The sequence below is a fragment of the uncultured Georgenia sp. genome (assembly GCF_937958535.1).
Taxonomy (GTDB): domain Bacteria; phylum Actinomycetota; class Actinomycetes; order Actinomycetales; family Actinomycetaceae; genus Oceanitalea.
In genome coordinates, this window is the sequence record NZ_CALGNQ010000123.1 from 17,633 (window position 1) to 35,919 (window position 18,287).

General features: G+C 73.7%; 21 protein-coding genes. 3 read left to right on the forward strand and 18 right to left on the reverse strand.

The window, feature by feature from the left end; translation table 11 throughout:
• Positions 1-79: 79 nt before the first annotated feature.
• The 4 genes from Q0195_RS06995 to thpR form a co-directional block, all read right to left on the reverse strand.
• On the reverse strand, positions 80-877 hold the full coding sequence (locus Q0195_RS06995; protein ID WP_299276346.1) for an SDR family NAD(P)-dependent oxidoreductase: 798 nt from the start codon (positions 875-877) through the stop codon (positions 80-82).
• Entirely contained in the window at positions 870-3,452 is a 2,583-nt protein-coding gene (pheT, locus tag Q0195_RS07000) for a phenylalanine--tRNA ligase subunit beta (RefSeq protein ID WP_299276348.1), read from the reverse strand. The genes Q0195_RS06995 and pheT overlap by 8 nt, the downstream gene beginning before the upstream one ends.
• Position 3,453: 1 nt before the next feature.
• Positions 3,454-4,524 carry a phenylalanine--tRNA ligase subunit alpha gene (pheS, locus tag Q0195_RS07005; protein WP_299276350.1) on the reverse strand — a complete coding sequence of 357 codons (1,071 nt, stop codon included), beginning with the start codon at positions 4,522-4,524 and terminating at the stop codon, positions 3,454-3,456.
• 200 nt (positions 4,525-4,724) lie between these two features.
• Positions 4,725-5,402, reverse strand: a complete 678-nt coding sequence (gene thpR / locus Q0195_RS07010; protein ID WP_299276352.1) for an RNA 2',3'-cyclic phosphodiesterase — start codon at positions 5,400-5,402, stop codon at positions 4,725-4,727.
• Positions 5,403-5,460: 58 nt separating this feature from the next.
• On the opposite strand from thpR, the gene Q0195_RS07015 reads away from it, so the two are divergent.
• Positions 5,461-5,895 carry a CBS domain-containing protein gene (locus Q0195_RS07015; protein ID WP_299276354.1) on the forward strand — a complete coding sequence of 145 codons (435 nt, stop codon included), beginning with the start codon at positions 5,461-5,463 and terminating at the stop codon, positions 5,893-5,895.
• Positions 5,896-5,919: 24 nt separating this feature from the next.
• On the opposite strand, the gene Q0195_RS07020 is transcribed toward Q0195_RS07015, so the two are convergent.
• From Q0195_RS07020 to infC, 4 genes are all read right to left on the reverse strand, one after another.
• Positions 5,920-6,777, reverse strand: a complete 858-nt coding sequence (locus Q0195_RS07020; RefSeq protein ID WP_299276356.1) for an RNA methyltransferase — start codon at positions 6,775-6,777, stop codon at positions 5,920-5,922.
• A 7-nt stretch (positions 6,778-6,784) separates the two neighbouring features.
• On the reverse strand, positions 6,785-7,165 hold the full coding sequence (gene rplT, locus Q0195_RS07025; protein WP_299276358.1) for a 50S ribosomal protein L20: 381 nt from the start codon (positions 7,163-7,165) through the stop codon (positions 6,785-6,787).
• Positions 7,166-7,192: 27 nt separating this feature from the next.
• Entirely contained in the window at positions 7,193-7,387 is a 195-nt protein-coding gene (rpmI, locus tag Q0195_RS07030) for a 50S ribosomal protein L35 (RefSeq protein WP_299276394.1), read from the reverse strand.
• A gap of 82 nt (positions 7,388-7,469) precedes the next feature.
• Entirely contained in the window at positions 7,470-8,099 is a 630-nt protein-coding gene (gene infC, locus Q0195_RS07035) for a translation initiation factor IF-3 (protein WP_299276397.1), read from the reverse strand.
• Positions 8,100-8,334: 235 nt separating this feature from the next.
• Here infC and Q0195_RS07040 point away from each other — a divergent pair, with 235 nt between their 5' ends.
• The gene (locus Q0195_RS07040) at positions 8,335-9,036 is read left to right on the forward strand and encodes a hypothetical protein (RefSeq protein ID WP_299276360.1); all 702 of its coding nucleotides are present in this window, start codon (positions 8,335-8,337) and stop codon (positions 9,034-9,036) included.
• Positions 9,033-9,824, forward strand: a complete 792-nt coding sequence (locus Q0195_RS07045) for a serine protease (protein ID WP_299276363.1) — start codon at positions 9,033-9,035, stop codon at positions 9,822-9,824. Before Q0195_RS07040 ends, Q0195_RS07045 begins: the two co-directional genes overlap by 4 nt.
• A 57-nt stretch (positions 9,825-9,881) precedes the next feature.
• Here the strand turns inward: Q0195_RS07045 and Q0195_RS07050 are convergent, their stop codons facing one another.
• The 10 genes from Q0195_RS07050 to Q0195_RS07095 all read right to left on the reverse strand — a co-directional run bounded on the left by Q0195_RS07050 (position 9,882) and on the right by Q0195_RS07095 (position 18,287).
• Positions 9,882-10,694 (reverse strand): SseB family protein, encoded by an 813-nt coding sequence (locus Q0195_RS07050; protein WP_299276366.1) that lies wholly within the window; start codon positions 10,692-10,694, stop codon positions 9,882-9,884.
• Positions 10,691-11,419, reverse strand: a complete 729-nt coding sequence (priA, locus tag Q0195_RS07055; RefSeq protein WP_299276370.1) for a bifunctional 1-(5-phosphoribosyl)-5-((5-phosphoribosylamino)methylideneamino)imidazole-4-carboxamide isomerase/phosphoribosylanthranilate isomerase PriA — start codon at positions 11,417-11,419, stop codon at positions 10,691-10,693. Before priA ends, Q0195_RS07050 begins: the two co-directional genes overlap by 4 nt.
• A gap of 41 nt (positions 11,420-11,460) precedes the next feature.
• Positions 11,461-12,108 (reverse strand): imidazole glycerol phosphate synthase subunit HisH, encoded by a 648-nt coding sequence (gene hisH, locus Q0195_RS07060; RefSeq protein WP_299276373.1) that lies wholly within the window; start codon positions 12,106-12,108, stop codon positions 11,461-11,463.
• Between the two features lie 52 nt (positions 12,109-12,160).
• Positions 12,161-12,688, reverse strand: coding sequence for a hypothetical protein (locus Q0195_RS07065; protein WP_299276376.1), 528 nt, complete (start codon positions 12,686-12,688; stop codon positions 12,161-12,163).
• Entirely contained in the window at positions 12,685-13,296 is a 612-nt protein-coding gene (hisB, locus tag Q0195_RS07070; RefSeq protein ID WP_299276379.1) for an imidazoleglycerol-phosphate dehydratase HisB, read from the reverse strand. The genes Q0195_RS07065 and hisB overlap by 4 nt, the downstream gene beginning before the upstream one ends.
• Positions 13,293-14,417: a histidinol-phosphate transaminase gene (locus Q0195_RS07075; protein ID WP_299276382.1), complete on the reverse strand. Its 1,125-nt coding sequence runs from the start codon at positions 14,415-14,417 to the stop codon at positions 13,293-13,295. The genes hisB and Q0195_RS07075 overlap by 4 nt, the downstream gene beginning before the upstream one ends.
• Positions 14,418-14,496: 79 nt before the next feature.
• Complete coding sequence (locus tag Q0195_RS07080) at positions 14,497-15,252, reverse strand: ABC transporter ATP-binding protein (RefSeq protein WP_299276385.1); 756 nt, start codon at positions 15,250-15,252, stop codon at positions 14,497-14,499.
• The gene (locus Q0195_RS07085; protein WP_299276399.1) at positions 15,249-16,244 is read right to left on the reverse strand and encodes an iron chelate uptake ABC transporter family permease subunit; all 996 of its coding nucleotides are present in this window, start codon (positions 16,242-16,244) and stop codon (positions 15,249-15,251) included. Before Q0195_RS07085 ends, Q0195_RS07080 begins: the two co-directional genes overlap by 4 nt.
• Before the next feature lie 52 nt (positions 16,245-16,296).
• Positions 16,297-17,277 carry an iron chelate uptake ABC transporter family permease subunit gene (locus Q0195_RS07090; protein ID WP_299276387.1) on the reverse strand — a complete coding sequence of 327 codons (981 nt, stop codon included), beginning with the start codon at positions 17,275-17,277 and terminating at the stop codon, positions 16,297-16,299.
• 68 nt (positions 17,278-17,345) lie between these two features.
• The gene (locus Q0195_RS07095; RefSeq protein WP_299276390.1) at positions 17,346-18,287 is read right to left on the reverse strand and encodes an ABC transporter substrate-binding protein; all 942 of its coding nucleotides are present in this window, start codon (positions 18,285-18,287) and stop codon (positions 17,346-17,348) included.

The following is an 18,287-nucleotide window of genomic DNA, read 5'->3' on the forward strand; positions in this document are numbered from 1 at the left end:
GTGACCCGAGCGCGGGTGGACACACCCGCGCTCGGCTCCGTCCACGGTCGCGGACGTCCCGGCGCGCCGGCCGCCGGGGTCAGGCGGGTGGGTCGACCACGCGCAGCCGGCGCGTGTCCGGGCCGAGACCGGCCGCGGCGAGCGCCCGGAGCGACTCCGGGGTGTCCGCCCCGGCGCGCAGGTAGCGCCCGGAGAGCGCGTCCAGCTCGCCGCGCGCGATCGCGGCGACGAGCTCGACGACGGCGCCCGGGTCGGTCCACTCGGTGCGGTCGCGGTGGACCGGCATCGACAGCGTCATGTCGGTGCGCACCACGCCCGGCGCCACCTCGAAGCTGCGCAGGCCACGCTCGTAGCCCGCCTCGTGCAGCGCGCCGCCGATCCGGAAGAGCGCCGTCTTGGAGACGTAGTAGGCCGTCGCGTCCGCACTGTCGCGGGTGCCGGCCCCCGAGTTGAGGTCGACCACCCGGCCGCCGCCGCGGGCGAGCATCCCGGGGACGACGGCGTGGGCGAGGAGGAAGGGGCCGCGCACGTTGGTCTCGACGACGGCCCACCACCGCTCGGGGTCGGCCTCCCACAGCGGCACCTCGGGATCGATGACGCCGGCGTTGTTGACGAGCAGGTCGACCGCGCCGAGCTGCCGCTCCGCCTGCTCGACCGCAGCCCGGACGGCGGTCTCGTCGGTGACGTCGGCGGCCAGCACGACCGCCCGCGCGCCGGCGGCCCGCACCTGCCCGGCCGTCTCCTCCAGCAGCCGCTCGTCGCGGGCGAGGAGGGCGACGTCCAGCCCCTCGCGCGCCAGCCCGACCGCCAGCGCGCGCCCGATGCCCCGGGAGGCGCCGGTGACGAGCGCGGTACGTGCCGCGGGGACCTCAGCCACGGAGCACCGCCCCCACCCGCTCCGCGGCGAGGGCCACGATCCGCTCGCGGACCGCGGCCGTCTCCTCGGCCGTGAGCGTGCGGTCCCCGGCGCGCAGGCGCAGGGAGAAGGCCAGCGACTTCTTCCCCTCGCCGAGCTGGGCACCGGTGTAGAGGTCGAAGAGCCGCACCTCCTCGCCCAGATCGCCGGCGCCCTCCCGGACGGCGGCGAGCACCTCTCCGGCGGGCACGTCCGCGTCGACGACGAGGGCGATGTCCTCCTTGCCGGGTGGGTAGGTGGACACCGGCGTGGGCTGGACCGGGCGGTCGTCGGCCGCGGCGGTGAGGGCGTCGAGGTCGAGCTCGAAGGCGACGGCCCCCACCGGGAGGTCGAAGTCCTCGGCGACCCGCGGGTGGAGCTGGCCGGCGTGGCCCACCACCCGGCCGCCCGCGCGCACCTGCGCGCACCGTCCGGGGTGCCACGGCGCGTACTCGGCGGCCGCGAGCTCGACCGGCACACCGACCGCCTCCGCGACGGCGTGCACGGCGTCGACGGCGTCGGTCCAGTCGACCGGGCGACCCGGGCCGTGGACGTCGGCGAACACCGCCTGCCCGGTGAGGACGCCCGCCACGTGGCGCGGCTGGTGCGGCACGGCATTCCACAGCGCCGCGAGCTCCTCGTCGGTGGGCCGGCGGTCGACACCGGGGGCGGCGGCGACGCCGACCCCGGCGGGTCGGGTCACCAGACCGAGCTCGAAGACCCGGGTGTCGTCCAGGCCGCGGCCGACGTTGCGCCGCGCCGTCTCGAGCAGGGTGTCGAGCAGCGAGGTGCGCATCGCCGGGGCGTCGTCGGCCATCGGGTTGGCCAGCGTGAGGACGAGGCGGCGCTCGTCGTCGGCGGGGATCCGCATCCGGTCGTGGACGTCGCCGACGAACGGGTAGGACAGCACCTCGACGAGGCCGAGGTCGGCCAGCGCCCGGGCGACGTCGCGGCGGCGCCGCTGGTCCGGCGTCAGGCCGCGGCCGGCCGGGGCGGTGGGCAGCGTCGAGGGGATCTCGTCGTACCCGGCGAGGCGGGCGACCTCCTCGACGAGGTGGGCGGGGCCGACGAGGTCGGGCCGCCAGCTCGGCGGGGTCACGGTGACCGCGCCGTCGGCATCCGGCTCCTCGACCGTGGCCCCGATCTGGGTGAGGAGGCCGACGATCCGCTCGGTCGGGTGGTCGACACCGGTGAGCCGGCGGACCTCGGAGAGGGGGAAGCGCACCGGGGCCGGGCGACCCGTCCGGTCGAGGTCGGTGACCGCGGGGTCGGCGGTGCCGCCGCCGTACTCGACGAGGAGGTCGACCACGCGCTGGGCGGCGACCGCCTGCAGCGCCGGGTCGACGCCTCGCTCGAAGCGCTTGGCCGCCTCGGTGGGCAGCTTGTGCCGACGGGCCGTGCGGGCCACCGACACCGGGTCGAAGTGCGCGGCCTCGACGAGGACGTCGGTGGTCGTCGCGCTGACCTCGGTCTCCGCCCCGCCCATGACGCCGGCGAGCCCGAGCACCCGGCTGCCGCGGGCGCCGTCGGGCGAGTCGGTGATGAGGAGGTCCTCGGGGTCCAGCGCCCGGTCCACGCCGTCGAGGGTGGTCAGCCGCTCTGCCGGCCGGGCGCGGCGCACGACGATCGGGGCGTGCACGGCGCCGAGGTCGTAGGCGTGCAGCGGCTGGCCGAGGTCGAGCATGACGTAGTTCGTCACGTCGACGGCGAGGGAGATCGGGCGCATGCCTGCCTGGACGAGACGTTCGGCCATCCACGCGGGCGACGGCGCGGCGGGGTCGATGCCGCGGACGATGCGGGCGACGAAGCGGTCGCAGCCGACGTTGCCGTCGATCGGGGCCGTGTCGTCGACCTCGACGGCGAACCCGTCGTCGGTCGCGGCCGGCGGCGGCCCGCCGGGGAGGTTCTCCGGCAGCCCGCGGTCGGTGAACGCGGCGCCGGTGGAGTGGGAGTACTCCCGGGCGATGCCGCGCATGGCGAAGCAGTAGCCGCGGTCCGGGGTGACGTTGACCTCGAGGACCTCGGCGCCCAGGCCGAGGAGCTCGATCGCGTCGGAGCCGGGGGCGGGGATGTCGACGCCGGGGAGGAAGTCGGCGAGCACGATGATGCCGCTGTGGTCCTCCCCCAGGCCCAGCTCGCGCGCCGAGCAGATCATCCCGTCGGAGATGTGCCCGTAGGTCTTGCGCGAGGAGATGTGGAAGTCGCCGGGCAGGGTGGTGCCGGGCAGCGCGACGACGACGTCGTCGCCCACCGCGAAGTTGTGCGCGCCGCAGACGATGCCGCGGGAGGGCACGTCGGCGGGCTCCTTGCCCTGCCCCGGCGGGTCGTTGTGCTCCCCGACGTCCACCCGGCAGTACCGGATGGTCTTACCGTTCTTGTGGGTCTCGCTCTCGATGGACAGGACGCGGCCGACGACGAGCGGTCCGGTGACGGCCGGCGGGACGATCTGCTCGGGCTCCAGGCCCACCCTGACGAGGGCGGCGGCGAGGTCGGCGGCGGTGGTGCCGGCGGGGACCTCGACGTGCTCGGCGAGCCAGCTCAGCGGGACGTAGGGCATGTCAGTTCCCCTTTCCGGTGGTGCCGAACTGGCGGGAGAAGCGCATGTCCCCCTCGACGATGTCGTGCATGTCGGCGATGCCGTGGCGCAGCATGAGGGTGCGCTCCAGACCCATGCCGAAGGCGAACCCGGTGTACTCGTCGGGGTCGATGCCGGCGGCGACGAGCACCTGGGGGTCGACCATGCCGCAGCCACCCCACTCGATCCAGCCCGGTCCGCCCTTCTTCTGCGGGAACCACAGGTCCATCTCGGCGCTGGGCTCGGTGAACGGGAAGAAACTCGGGCGCAGCCGCGTGCGGGCCTCGGGCCCGAACATCGCGCGGGCGAAGTGGTCGAGGGTGCCCTTGAGGTGGGCCATGGTCAGCCCGCGGTCCACCGCCAGCCCCTCGACCTGGTGGAACACCGGGGTGTGGGTGGCGTCGAGGGCGTCGTTGCGGAACACCTTGCCCGGGCAGGCGATGTAGACGGGCAGGTCGCGCTCGAGGAGGGTGCGCGCCTGCACCGGGGAGGTGTGGGTGCGCAGGACCAGGCCGGGGGTCTCCCGCTCGGCAGTGCCCTTGACGTAGAAGGTGTCGGCCATCTGCCGGGCCGGGTGGTCGGGGCCGTGGTTGAGGGCGTCGAAGTTCAGCCACTCGTGCTCGACCTCGGGGCCTTCGGCGATCTCCCAACCCATGGCGACGAAGAAGTCGGCGACCTCCTCCTGGAGGATCTCCAGCGGGTGCCGCGCCCCGCGGGGGCGACGGTCGACCGGGAGGGTGACGTCGACGGTCTCCTCGCGCAGGCGCCGCTCCTCCTCCTCGGCCTCGAGCTCGGCCTGCCGCCGGGCGATGGCCTGCTGGAGCCGGCCGCGGGCCTGGCCGAGCAGCTTGCCGGCGGTGGCCTTGTCCTTGGGGTCGAGCCGGCCGATCTCCCGGTTGGCGAGGGTCAGCGGCGCACGGTCACCGGTGTGGGCGAGGCGTGCGGCCTTGAGCTCCTCGAGGGAGGACGCCGCGGATATCGCCGCGAGCGCCTCCTCGACTGCTGCCGCGACGCCGTCGGCGTCCAGCGGGGACAGGGGGGTGGTCGTCGTCATGCATACCTTCCGAGCGTCGTCGTGCCTGTCGGCATCCAGCACAGGACTGTAGTCGGCGTGCCCGCTCGGGCGTCTCGGCGTCCGCGACGGTGGGGACGGCGGCGCGCGTCAGCGCGTGGCCCGAACGGGCCCGCTAAATCGACGGCTCAGACGCATGGGGCCATCCTGCCACACCTGCCGGGCGCGGCGCGGCGGGCACATCACGTCTCGCCTGCGGTGACCGGCTCACCCAGCGGCAGCGCGACGAGCACCTCGTGGTGCGCGCCGCCGCCCCGGCCGGCGCCGAGGCGGGAGTGCACCAGCTCGATCTCCCGTGCCTCCCACACCGGACCCCGGTAGACGGACAGGGCGTGGGAGATGCCGGGGAGGTCGACCCCGGGCAGCGCGGCGCGGCGGACCGCCCGTGCGTCGGCGTGACGCCCGCCCTGGCGGCGGCGCTGGTCCGCGCGGTCGCGCTGCCGGCGGGCACTGAGCCGGGCGACGGTAAGGTGGGCGCGGCGCCGGTCACGCGGCTCCATCCGCGAGATCTCCTCCCCGGCGGCCTCGCAGTCGGCCATGAGCCGCAGGAGGGCGCGCTCGTCGTCGACGGCGCGCACCCCCATCCACAGCGTCGCGCCCGAGAAGACGCCGGCCCCGGCGAGCTGCACCCGCAGGGGCGGGGTCCGCGCGGCGACGGCAGCCAGGGCGTCGGTGAGCTCGTCGAGGGCGCCCTCGGGCACCTCGCCGTAGAAGGCGAGGGTGACGTGGCGCTGCTCGGGCGGCACCCAGCGCAGCGGCGGTGGGCCGCCGTCGGTGGGGACCGGGGTCACGCCGTCGAGCGCGTGCTGGAGGTGGTCGAGGGCGGCCGCGGGTGGCCGCAGGCACGCGAAGACTCGCATGCCGTCCATGGTGCCACCAACCGCCTGTGATCTACGTCACTCCACGGTAGCCTGGGGTATGCGTATCCATGACATCCTCCGCCGCAAGGGCGACTCCGTCATCACCATCGGCAGCGACGCCTCCCTGGGCGAGCTGCTGGCGCTGCTCACCGAGCACCGGATCGGCGCCGTCGTCGTCTCGGACGCCGACGGCGAGGTCACCGGGATCGTCAGCGAGCGCGACGTCATCACCCGGCTGCACGCCACCGGGCTGGCCACCGAGAACCTCTACGTCCGCGACCTCATGACCTCCCCGGCCGTCACCTGCGGCCCGGAGGACGAGCTCGAGACGCTCGCCCGGACGATGACCGACCGGCGGATCCGCCACCTGCCGGTCGTCGTGGACGGCCGGCTGGCCGGCGTCGTCAGCATCGGGGACGTCGTCAAGGCCCGGCTCGACCAGCTCCAGGTGGAACGCGACCAGCTCGTGGACTACGTCCAGCAGGGCGGCTGAGGGGCCGCCGCGTCCCGCGGTCCCTCAGCGGGCGGGGCGGCGGTGGGCCCGGGCGCTGGCGTAGAGGCACAGCGTCGCCGCGGTGGCGAGGTTGAGCGATTCCGCACTGCCGTGGATGGGCACGCGGACGACGGCGTCGGCCCACGCGCGCTCCTCCGCGCGCAGACCGTGGGCCTCGTTGCCGAAGAGCCAGGCGGTCGGGCGCCGGAGGTCGGGGGCCGCGGCGGCGGGACGTGCGCTGTCGGCGAGGAGGGCGTGGTCGGCGAGGGTGTCGAGGTCCCACGCGCCGTCCGCGGCGGCGGCGAGGACCTGCACGCCGGCGGACCGCCACCGGGCGACCAGGTCGGCGAGGTCGTCGACGGGGACGACCGGCAGGTGGAAGAGGGACCCGGCGGTGGCCCGGACCACCTTGGGGTTGTGCACCTCGACGCTCCCCGGCCCGAGCACGACGGCGTCCGCGCCGGCGGCGTCGGCGGCGCGGATGACGGTGCCCAGGTTGCCGGGGTCGGCGGCCCAGGGGAGCACGGCGACGAGCCGGGGCAGGTCCGGACCGAGCTCGTCCCGCGGCTCGGTGTGGACGACGGCGAGCACCCCCTGGGCGTCCGGGCTCATGGCGGCGAGGACCTCGGGGGTGGCCAGGTGGAGGTGCCGGACGGTGGCACGCGCCTCGGCGAGGATCTCCGGGTGCCGCTCGGCGGCCTCGGCGGAGAGGTAGAGGTCGCGCACCCGTCCCGGTGCGTGGCGCACGACCTCGCGCACGCCCTGCGGCCCCTCGACGAGGAACTGGCCGTGGCGCCGACGTGCCGAACGCCCGGACAGCCGCTTGACCATCCGCACCCGGTCGGAGCGGGGGTTGGTCAGCAGGTCCGGGCGTTCGGCCATCGGGACGTCAGGCGGCAGGCGCGTTGACGTCCGCGGGGAGGTTGGCCTTGGCCACCTCGACGAGCTTGGTGAAGGCCGCAGCGTCGTTCACCGCGAGCTCGGCGAGCATGCGGCGGTCGACCTCCACCCCGGCGGCCTTGAGGCCCTGGATGAAGCGGTTGTACGTCATGCCCTCGGCGCGGACCGCAGCGTTGATGCGCTGGATCCACAGGCGACGGAAGTCGCCCTTGCGCGCCTTGCGGTCGCGGTAGTTGTAGACCAGGGAGTGGGTGACCTGCTCCTTGGCCTTGCGGTAGAGCCGCGAGCGCTGGCCGCGGTAGCCGCTGGCGCGCTCGAGGGTCGTCCGGCGCTTCTTGTGGGCGTTGACCGCCCGCTTGACGCGTGCCACGTCGTATCTCCTTTGCCTTGGGGCGGCTTACTTGCCGAGCATCTTCTTGACGGCGGGGACGTCGGCCGGCGAGACGGCCTTGTCCAGCGCCAGGCGGCGGGTGCGCCGGCTGGACTTGCCCTCGAAGAGGTGCCGGCGGTTGGCCTGCTCGCGCATCACCTTGCCGCTCCCGGTGATCCGGAAACGCTTCTTGGCACCGGAGTGCGTCTTGTTCTTCGGCATCGTCTTCCTCATTCGGGCCGCACCTGGGCACGGCCGTGTCTAGCCGGCTCTCGCCGGTTTCCTGAACCTGCGTAGCGGGCTGCTACGCCTCCTGCGCGGCCTCGTCGGCCGCCTGGCTCTGCTGCGCGGACTGCTGGGCCGCCTCGGCCTGCTCGGCCGCCTTCCGGTCACGGGCCCGGCGCTGCTCGCTCTTGCCGGCCTGCTTCTTGCGGTGCGGTCCGATGACCATGGTCATGTTCCGGCCGTCCAGACGCGGAGCGCTCTCGACGGAGCCGAGCTCGCTGACGTCCTCGGCCAGCCGCTGGAGCAGGCGCATGCCCATCTCCGGGCGCGACTGCTCGCGGCCGCGGAACATGATCATGACCTTGACCTTGTCGCCACCCTTGAGGAAGCGCTCGACGTGCCCCTTCTTGGTCGCGTAGTCGTGGGGGTCGATCTTCAGGCGGAACCGGATCTCCTTGAGCGAGGTGTGTGCCTGGTTGCGCCGCGCCTCGCGCGCCTTCTGGGCCGACTCGTACTTGAACTTGCCGTAGTCCATGAGCTTGGCCACGGGCGGGCGCGCGTTCGGGGCGACCTCGACGAGGTCGAGGTCGGCCTCCTGGGCCAGACGCAGGGCGTCCTCGACGCGGACGACACCCACCTGCTCCCCACCCGGTCCCACGAGGCGGACCTCCGGGACCCGGATGCGGTCGTTGATACGGGGCTCGCTGATGTGCTGCTCCTCCTGCTCGTCGCTGGCTGCGCACGAAGAAGGCCTCCGTCCGCAGGTGCGCACGGAGGCCTCACAGGGTCGCTGCACGGCCGGAGCCGTGCCGAGGGCCGGAGCCCCCAGCGACCGGGACCCAGCCTCTGTCGCTCGGGTGAGACGGTCGAGACAAGGTGGGAGAACACTCCGCTTGCACGCCGGAACGTACGTCCCGGCCGGTCAGTCTGAGACACTACCACGTATGAGCAGCCGGACGCAGGGGGATCGGGGGACCACCGAGGTCCCCGTCCCGAGCGTGCCCGCGGAGTTCCCGCCGGATCTGGCGGCGACCGGGCCGGTGCGTGCGCAAGATCACCGGCGCCGGGCCCGCTGGCCCGTCGTCCTGCTCACCATAGCCCTCCTCCTGTCGCTCGCCGCCTCCGGCTACCTCCTCGCCGTGGCGCGCGCCTGGCAGGAGCGGGCCGACTCGCTCGAGGGCACCGGGTACGAGCTGGGTGAGGAGCTCGCCCGCACCCGCGCCGACCTGGAGGAGTCGCGCAGCACCCTGGCCCTCGTGGAGAGCCAGCTCGACGGCGCCCAGGAGCAGATCCACGAGCTTGCCGACGCCGTCGCCCAGACCGGGGACGACCGGGAGGTCCAACGGCAGGTCGCCGAGTACCAGGCGCAGGTGCTGCTCGCGGCCAGTGCCGTGACCGCGTCGATGGACGAGTGCATCGCCAGCCAGGAGACGCTCATCACGCATCTCGAGGAGGCCGCCCGGCCCCGGCCCACGCCGAGCGCCACGCCCGGAGGCAGCCCCACCCCCGACCCCGACGCCACCGCGGAGCCGGAACCGACCGAGCCGGCGGTCGACCTGGCGCAGCTGCGCAGCGAGGCGGCCCAGCTGTGCGCGATCGCGGCGGACGCGAACCGGAGCCTGCAGGAGAGGCTGGGCGACGGGTGAGCGCCGCCCGCCGCACGGTGACCGGGCTGGCGGCACTGGCGTTGCTCGCCGGCTGCGGTGCGGTGCCGTCGATGCCCGACGAGCTGCCCTCGGACTTCGTGCCCGAGGTCGAGACCCCGCACGTCGCCGACCCCGGTGCCCTGTCCCCCGACGGCGTCGACGCGGCCGAGCGGATGGCCGTGCGGATCCGCAACGTGGGCTGCGCGACGCTGGCCACCGGCTCGGGGTTCGCGCTCGACGAACGCACCGTCATCACCAACCGGCACGTCGTCGCCGACGCCGACCGGCTCCAGGTGACCACCTACGACGGCCGGGAGATCGACGCCGTCTCCGCCGGTGTCACCGACGTCGCCGACCTCGCCCTGCTCCGCACCGCCGAGCCGCTCCCGACCGTGCCCGGCCTGGCGGAGATCGACGCCGCCGTCGGTGAGGAGGTGACCGTCGTCGGCTACCCGCGCGGCGGACAGCTCACCACCGCGTCCGGCAAGGTGCTGGGCTACGAGCTGGACACGCTGGGCTCGGACCTCGGGCTGGTCGGCCGGACCAACGCCGAGGTCGACCACGGCTCCTCGGGCAGCGCGGTGCTCAACAGCGAGGGCGCCGTCGTCGGTGTCGTCTACGCGATGGACGCGTGGGGCAACGGCTACATGGTGCCGGTGAGCACCCTGCACGACCTCCTCGACGAGGACGCCTTCGAGCCGATCACCTCGTGCCGGGACACCGAGCCGACAGCACCCGGCGAGCCCACCGCGCCCGGCAGCTCCGACGCACCCACCGAGGGCGACTGAGCCGGAGCAGCCGGCGGTCTTCCGGCCTCGGCCGGGGCCGCTGCCGCCGGGCGCGGGTCAGCCCGCCACGGCCACCGGGTAGAGCTCGAGGGAGTCGACCCGGTCGGCGAGCACCGGGTCCCCGGCGAGCGCCTCCTGGGCCCGGGCGACCACCCGGGTGACCTGCTCCCGGTCGAGGTTGTCGGCGACGGCGAGCACCGCACGCAGCTCGCTGCGGCTCCCCCGCTCCAGCCGCACGCCGAGCAGCTCGGTGATACCGCGCAGCGCGGCGGCGGCCACGGCGGGCAGCTCGGGGTCCACCCACGAGGGCACCCACTCGCGCCGCTCCACGACCGCCCACACGGCCGGCCGGCCGAGCAGCACGGTGGTCGGTCCGGCGGGGTCGAGGACGACGAGGGAGTCGGCGTCGGAGACGGCGGCGAGGGCCGCCCGAGCCCCCTCGACGGGGACCGGCCGCGCATCGGCCTTCCAGGCGACGAGGTTGTCCACCGAGCTGAAGACCGGCAGGGCCGCCCGTCCGTCCGGGGTGCGCACCGAGACCATGGCCGCCGAGGCGCACGCGTCGCCCTGGGGGTCGTCGCTGCCGTGCTTGGTGTGGCCGGCGACCCCGCCGTCCGCGTCCCGGCCGGGGTGCTCGTGGGCCACGACGGGGACGAGCACCCGCTCCTCGCGCAGCGCGTCGGTCACCGCACGCATCCGCTCCGTCTCGTCGTCCAGCGCCAGCGCGGCCGCCAGTCGCGGCGGGGCGCTGCCGTCGTCACCGGAGAACGGGTTGGGCCGCAGCACGCGGCCCGCCCATGGCTGACCGGCGGAGTCGGTGACCCCGCCGGGTGTGCCCCGCGGCATCATCTCGGGCGGCAGCGGGCTCACGGGCGCCCCGCGACGTCCAGCGCCTCCGGGAGGGTGAAGGCGCCCGCGTAGAGCGCCTTGCCGACGATGGCGCCCTCGACGCCGATGCCCACCAGCGAGCGCAGCGCCGCGATGTCCTCCAGCGAGGACACCCCGCCGGAGGCGACGACCGGGGCGTCGGTGCGCTCGCACACCTGGCGCAGCAGGTCGAGGTTCGGGCCGCGCAGGGTGCCGTCCTTGGTGACGTCGGTGACGACGTAGCGGGCGCAGCCGTCGGCGTCCAGCCGGGCGAGCACCTCCCACAGGTCCCCGCCCTCCCGGGTCCAGCCGCGGGCGGCCAGCGTCGTGCCGCGGACGTCGAGCCCGACGGCGATGCGGTCACCGTGCTCGGCGATGACCCGGGCGGTCCACTCCGGGTCCTCCAGCGCGGCGGTGCCGAGGTTCACCCGCTTGGCGCCGGTGTCCAGCGCCCGGGCCAGGCTCTCGTCGTCGCGGATGCCGCCGGACAGCTCGACGGCGACGTCGAGGTCGGCGACGATGTTCGCGAGCAGCTCGGCGTTCGAGCCGCGGCCGAAGGCGGCGTCGAGGTCGACGAGGTGGATCCACTCCGCGCCCTGCTCCACCCACGTGCGGGCGGCCTCGTGCGGGTCGCCGTAGGAGGTCTCCGAGCCGGCCTCGCCCTGGACGAGGCGGACGGCCTGGCCGTCGACGACGTCGACGGCGGGAAGCAGCTCAAGGCGGGACATACGTTGATCTCCTTGGTCGGTGCGCCCGCGCACGGGGCGCGTCAGCGCAGGGTGCTCAGCCAGTTGCGGAGCAGCTGGATTCCGGCATCGCCGGACTTCTCGGGGTGGAACTGGGTGGCGGACAGCGCGCCGTTCTCCACCGCCGCGACGAACGGGGTGCCGTGCTCGGCCCAGGTCACCAGCGGCGGGTCGAGCGGGGAGTCGGCGTCGTAGGCGGCGGCCGGGTCCTGCTGGACGGCGTAGGAGTGGACGAAGTAGAAGCGCTCGTCGGCCAGCCCGGCGAAGAGGGTGCTGCCCTCGGGGACCCGGACCGGGGACCAGCCCATGTGCGGGACGATCGGGGCGTCCAGGCGGTCGACGGTGCCGGGCCACTGGTCCAGGCCGGAGGCGTGCTCGCCGTGCTCGTTGCCGCTGGCGAACATCACCTGCATGCCCACGCAGATGCCCAGGACGGGACGTCCGCCGGCGAGGCGGCGCTCGATCATGCGGGGCCCGCCCACCTCGCGCAGCTGGCGCATGACGGCGGCGAAGGCGCCCACACCGGGGACGACGAGGCCGTCGGCGTCCGCGACGAGCTCCGGGTCGGAGGTGAGCTCGACCTGTGCGCCGGCGTGCTCGAGGGCGCGGACGGCGGAGCGGACGTTGCCCGAGCCGTGGTCGAGGACGACGACGTTCGGCTGGCTGGTCACCGGGGAAGTCTACCCTCGCCGGCGGGCGTGCGGTGCGCCCGTGACCGGTGCCTCACGGCTGCCGGCGGCGCAGCCCCTTGGCGAACATGCGCGCCGCCTTCCACCGGGGCAGGTCGCCCGAGCGCTGGTGGCCGGGGACGTCGGTGACCCGCACCCGGCCCAGGACGATGTCCTCCACGACGTCGTCGGCGCCCGCGAGGACGAGGCCCACCGCGACCTGCTCCCCCTGCTCCCCGCCGGCGTAGCGCCAGGCGGTGAGCTGCCCGGACAGCCCCTGCTCGACCCCGGAGTCGGTGGTGAGCGAGGCGGTGATGAGCACGACGCCGGTCTTGGTCAGCCGCGACAGCGCCTTGGCGACCTCGTCGGCCTGCGGCGGGACCTGCTCGCCGGTGGCGGCGAGGAGCTCGCCGATGTCCCAGTCGCCGGCGGGCTCGGGCCGCTCCAGCTCGACCACCGCGACGGCCCCGGACCTGGAGGGGACGACGTGGACGTCGACGTCGGACATCGCGCACAGCCCGGCGAGCGCGGGTGCGGAGGCCACCGGGGTGAGGACGACGGCTACCGCGGGGACCTCGCTCACAGCGCACCCTTGGTGGACGGGATCCCCTCGACGCGGGGGTCGGGCTCGACGGCGACGCGCAGCGCCCGCGCGAGCGCCTTGAACTGCGCCTCGACGATGTGGTGGGGGTCGCGCCCGGTGATGAGCCGCACGTGCAGGGTGATCGCGGCGTGGTGGGCGATGGACTCGAAGACGTGCCGCGTCAGCGCCCCGGTGAAGTGCCCGCCGATGAGGTGGTACTCCTGGCCGGCCGGCTCCCCGCTGTGCACGAGGTAGGGGCGGCCGGACAGGTCGACGACCGCCTGGGCCAGCGTCTCGTCCATCGCCACGTAGGCGTCGCCGAAGCGGGTGATGCCCCGCTTGTCGCCCAGCGCCTGGCGCAGCGCCTGGCCCAGGGTGATGGCGACGTCCTCGACGGTGTGGTGGACGTCGATGTGGATGTCACCGGTGGCCTGCACGGTGAGGTCGATGAGCGAGTGCTTGCCCAGCGCCGTGAGCATGTGGTCGTAGAAGGGGACGGTGGTCGAGATGTCCGTCCGGCCGGTCCCGTCCAGGTCGAGCTCGACGACGACGCTCGACTCCGACGTCGTCCGCTCCACGCGCGCCGTCCGCGCCTGCTGTGCACTCACTGCCCGAGCACCTCCTGTAGCGCCGCCCGGAAGGCGGCCATCTCCGCCGCGGTACCGATCGATACCCGCAGCCATCCTGGCGGACCGACGACCCGGATGAGAACACCCCGGTCGAGCAGCCCCTGCCACACCTGCTCCCGGTCCTCGAACGGACCGAAGAGGACGAAGTTCGCGTCGGAGTCGGCCACCGTGAAGCCCTGCTCGCGCAGCCAGTCGACGCACCGGTCGCGCTCGGCGCGCAGCTCGGCCACCTGGGCCATGAGCTCACCGCGGTGGCGCAGCGCGGCCCGGGCCACCGCCTGGGTGACGGCGGACAGGTGGTAGGGCAGGCGGACGACGCGGAGCACGTCGACGAGCTCCGGTGCGGCCGCGAGGTAGCCCACCCGTGCCCCGGCGAGCCCGAACGCCTTGGACATGGTGCGGGCCACCGCGAGGTGGGGGTGCCGGTCGAGGAGGCTCAGCGCGCTGGGGGTGCCGGCCCGCCGGAACTCCGCGTAGGCCTCGTCGACGACGACGACGGAGGCGGTCGGGGCACCGTCCGGGCCGTCGGGCCCGGTGGTCCGGGCGGCGGCGGCGATCGCCTCGACGGTGTCCAGCGGCAACGCGGTGCCGGTCGGGTTGTTCGGGCTGGCGAGGAGCACGACGGCGGGCCGGTGCTCGCGCAGCTGGGCGACGGCGTGCTCGGGGTCGAGGGTGAAGTCCTCCTCGCGGCGTCCGGTGACCCAGCCGGTCATCGTGTCCCGGGCGTACTCGGGGTACATCGAGTACGTCGGCGCGAAGGACAGCGCGGTGCGGCCCGGGCCGCCGAAGGCCTGGAGCACGTGGAGCATGACCTCGTTGGAGCCGTTGGCCGCCCAGATGTTCTCCGCGCGCAGGCCGGTGGCGCCGGACTCGACGTGGAGGTACTCGGCGAGGTCGGTGCGCAGCCGGCGGAACTCGCGGTCCGGGTAGCGGTTGAGCCCGCGGGCGGCCTCGGCGACGGCGTCGGCGATGTCGCGGACGACCTGCTCCGAGGGTGGGTGCGGGTTCTCGTTGACATTGAGCAGCACGGGCACGTCGAGCTGAGGTGCGCCGTAGGGGGTGAGTCCGGCGAGGTCGGGCCGGACGGGAAGGGAGGTCACGGACACGTCCTGCAGTCTACGGCGACCGGCGTGGGCCGATCGCCCGCGTCCGCCCACGCGCGCGCGCCACCCTCTCGCCTCAGAAGTAGACGGCGAGCGGGCCGTGCGGCCCGTCGATGACCTGGACCGGGGTGTCGAAGACGCGGGTGAGCACCGGCTCGGTCATGATCTCCTCGCACGGGCCGAACTCGGCGATCCGACCGTCCTTGACCGCGCAGATGTAGTCGGCGTACCGGCTGGCGAAGTTGATGTCGTGGAGGACGATGACGATCGTGCGGCCCAGCTCGGTGGCGGCGCGCCTGAGATGCTGCATCATCTGCACCGAGTGGCGCATGTCGAGGTTGTTCAGCGGCTCGTCGAGCAGGACGAACTCGGTGTCCTGGCACAGCACCATGGCCACGTAGGCGCGCTGGCGCTGGCCGCCGGAGAGCTCGTCGAGGTAGCGGTTCTCCAGGTCGGACAGCTCGAGGAAGTCGATGGCCTGGCTGATGAGCTCCTCGTCGACCTTGGTCAGCCGGCCCTTCGTGTAGGGGAAGCGGCCGAAGGCGACGAGCTGGCGTACGGTGAGGCGGGTGACGAAGTGGTTCTCCTGGCGCAGCACCGAGACGATCTTGGCCAGGTCCTTCGACGCGGTGGTCGTGACGTCGTAGCCGGCGATCTCGATGGTCCCGGAGTCGAGGCCGAGGAGCCGGCCGATCATCGTCAGGAGAGTGGACTTGCCCGCCCCGTTGGGGCCGATGAGCGCGGTGATGCCCCCGGCGGGGATGCGCAGGTCGACCGGGCCGATGCAGACCTCGCTGCTGTAGTCCTTGCGCACGTCGGTCAGGGTGATCACAGGCGTCCCTTTCTCAGGATGACGACGAGGAAGACGGAGCCGCCGACCAGCTCGATGATGATCGAGACCACGCCCTGGGCGTAGAAGACGTGGTTCATCACGAAGTAGGCACCGGCGAGGACGACGAAGCCGGTGAGGACGGCGACCGGGAAGACGTAACGGTGGTCGTGGGTGTCGGCGAGCTGGTAGGCCAGCGTCGCGACGAGGAACCCGAAGAAGGTCATCGGGCCCACCAGCGCCGTCGAGACGGCGACGAGCACGGCGACGAGGACGAGCACCTTGATGAGCTCGGCGCGGTGGTTGAGCCCCAGGCCGGTCGTCGCGTCCCGGCCCAGCGCCATGACGTTGAGCCGCTTGGCCCGGATCCACAGCAGCGTCCCCGCCACCAGGCACAGCGGCACGGCCAGCGGCAGGTCGCCGGCGTCGGCGTTGGAGACCGACCCGAAGAGCCGGGCGGTGAGGACGTCGAACTCGCTCGGGGTGAGCAGACGCTGCATGAACGTCGACACCGACCCGAGGCCGCCGCCGATGATGATGCCGATGAGCAGCATCACGTGGAGGTTGCCGTAGCGGCCCGACAGCAGCCAGCCGTAGAGCGCCACCGCCAGGCCCACCATGAGCGCCACCTGCATGGCGAACTGGGGCAGGCCGGTGAGCGAGATGATCCCGGCGGCGCCGAGGAAGTACACCGCCGAGGTCTGGACCGCGATGTACAGCGACTCGAAGCCCATGATCGACGGCGTGATGATGCGGTTGTTCGTCACCGTCTGGAAGCTCACCGTGGCGATCGCCTGGCACAGGGCGACGATCGCCATGACGACGACGTTCTTCACCCGCAGCTGGGCGATCCGCCAGAACCCGTCGCTCCCCACCGGCATCGGGTTGTCCCAGGCGATGAGCCCGGCGGCGAAGACCAGGGCGAGCACGCCCAGCCCGGTGAGCACGATCCAGTAGCGCCGGCGCACCTTGGCCGTCGGCAGCGGTCCGGACATCCGGATCGGGGCCGAGGAGCGGCGCGGATTGGGGCGCCAGACCGGCAGGACGTCAACCACGGCGCCGCTGCCGGAGGATGAGGAGGACGAAGACGGCGGCCCCGACGACACCCAGGACGAGGGAGACCGGCACCTCGAAGGGCGCGATGATGGTCCGCCCGACGAGGTCGCACGCCGCGACCACCGCGACGCCGAGGAGGCACACCCAGGGCAGGTTGCTGCGCAGGTCGTCCCCCCGGAACATGGACACGACGTTGGGGACGATGAGCCCGAGGAAGGGCAGGTTGCCGACGACGACGGTGACGACGCCCGAGGCGACGGCGATGAGCCCGGTGCCGAGCAGCACGACCCGGTTGTAGTTGAGGCCGACGTTGGTGGCGATCTCCTCACCCAGGCCGGCCACGGTGAACCGGTCGGCCGCGATGAACACGGCGACGACCACGACGGCGACGATCCACAGCGGCTCGTAGTGGCCGCGCAGCACCGAGGTGAAGCTTCCCGCGAACCAGATCCCGAGGTTCTGGAGCATGTCGGTCTGCAGCGCGATGAAGGTGGAGACCGACCCGACGACGGCGCCGAGCATGATCCCGACGATCGGGACGATGAGCGAGGAGCGCAGCGAGACCCGGCGCAGGAAGAGGAAGAAGAACATCGTCCCGACGAAGGCCGCGACGATGGCGCCGACCATGCGGGAGGCGATGCTCGCGCCGGGCACGAGGATCGTCACGGCGAGCAGGCCCAGCCCCGCCCACTCGGTGGTGCCCGTCGTCGTCGGCTCCACGAAGCGGTTCTGCGTGAGCAGCTGCATGACCAGGCCGGACATCGCCATCGCGGCGCCGGCGAGGACGAGCGCGATGGTGCGCGGCACCCGGGTGATGGCGAACATCTCCGCGCCGTCCTCGGCGCCGAAGACGTCGTAGACGCCGGTGACCAGCGACAGGACCAGCAGGACGGCGACGACCGCGAGCCCGAGGAGGAGCTTGCGGTCGAAGAGCCGGCCCGCGGTGCGTGGCTGCGTGCTGCTGGTGGTCAAGGTCGTCTGCCGTTCGGTCGGGGTACGGCGGTGGGACCGGCGCGGGGCCGGCCCCACCGCCGGGTGTGTCAGCCGGCCGCCTCGAGGGCGTCGGCCAGGGCGTCGAAGAACTCGGTGTAGGTCTGGATGCCCTCGTTGGTGTAGGTGTCCGCGGGCATGTAGACGATGTTGCCCTCCTGCACGGCGGTGACCCCGGCGAGCGCCTCGGAGCCCTCGAGGATCTCCGCCGCCGGCCGGTACTCGGCGTCGTCGGCCGCCACCGCCGCGTCCCGGTCCATGACGAGGATCCAGTCCGGGTTCGCGTCGGCGATCGCCTCGACGGAGATGTCGTCGCCCTGGTGGTCGTCGCTCGCACCGTCGACGACGAGCGCGGGGGTCATGCCGAAGGCGTCGAACACCGGGCCCAGGGTGCGACCGACGCCGGGGGCGAGGTAGCCGATCTGGCCGCCGGAGGTGTTGACCGCCATGACGGTGTCGGCCGGGTCGTAGGCAGCGGCGACGCGGTCCATCGCGGCCTCGAGGTCTGCGACGAGCTCGGCGGCCTCGGCCTGCTTGCCGAAGATCTCACCCAGCGTGGTCGTCTGGCGCTTGAGCTCGTCGAAGAAGGGCTCGCCGTCCCGGGGGTCGAGCTCCAGGACCACCGCGTCGGGCACGAGGGAGACGAAGTCGTCGTGGTACTCGGCGAAGCGCTGGCCGTTGACGATGAGGTCGGGCTCGGCCGCGACGACGGCCTCGAGGTCGGGCTCGCGGTGGTTGCCCAGGTCGATGACCGAGTCCTGGTTGGCGAAGGTGACCGTGTCGGGCATGAGCGCCACCGCCGCGGCGGTCGGCTCGACCCCCCAGTCGGCGAGGGTCTCGAAGGTCCGGTTGTCGGTGACGACGACGGACCGCGGCGGCGTCGTGACGGTGTGGACGCCGTTGTTGTCCTCGACCTCGACGGTGGTGGCGGTGCCCTCGGTGCCGGTGCCGGTGTCGGTGTCGGCTGCGTCGGCGCCGCCGCAGGCGGTCAG

Bases quoted from the DNA above. Each gene is read 5' to 3' on its own strand.
- pheT (WP_299276348.1), bottom strand. From the start codon at position 3,452: ATGCCCTACGTCCCGCTGAGCTGGCTCGCCGAGCACGTCGAGGTCCCC.
- pheS (WP_299276350.1), bottom strand. From the start codon at position 4,524: ATGACGACGACCACCCCCCTGTCCCCGCTGGACGCCGACGGCGTCGCG.
- thpR (WP_299276352.1), bottom strand. From the start codon at position 5,402: ATGCGAGTCTTCGCGTGCCTGCGGCCACCCGCGGCCGCCCTCGACCAC.
- Q0195_RS07015 (WP_299276354.1), top strand. From the start codon at position 5,461: ATGCGTATCCATGACATCCTCCGCCGCAAGGGCGACTCCGTCATCACC.
- Q0195_RS07020 (WP_299276356.1), bottom strand. From the start codon at position 6,777: ATGGCCGAACGCCCGGACCTGCTGACCAACCCCCGCTCCGACCGGGTG.
- rpmI (WP_299276394.1), bottom strand. From the start codon at position 7,387: ATGCCGAAGAACAAGACGCACTCCGGTGCCAAGAAGCGTTTCCGGATC.
- Q0195_RS07040 (WP_299276360.1), top strand. From the start codon at position 8,335: ATGAGCAGCCGGACGCAGGGGGATCGGGGGACCACCGAGGTCCCCGTC.
- priA (WP_299276370.1), bottom strand. From the start codon at position 11,419: ATGTCCCGCCTTGAGCTGCTTCCCGCCGTCGACGTCGTCGACGGCCAG.
- Q0195_RS07085 (WP_299276399.1), bottom strand. From the start codon at position 16,244: ATGTCCGGACCGCTGCCGACGGCCAAGGTGCGCCGGCGCTACTGGATC.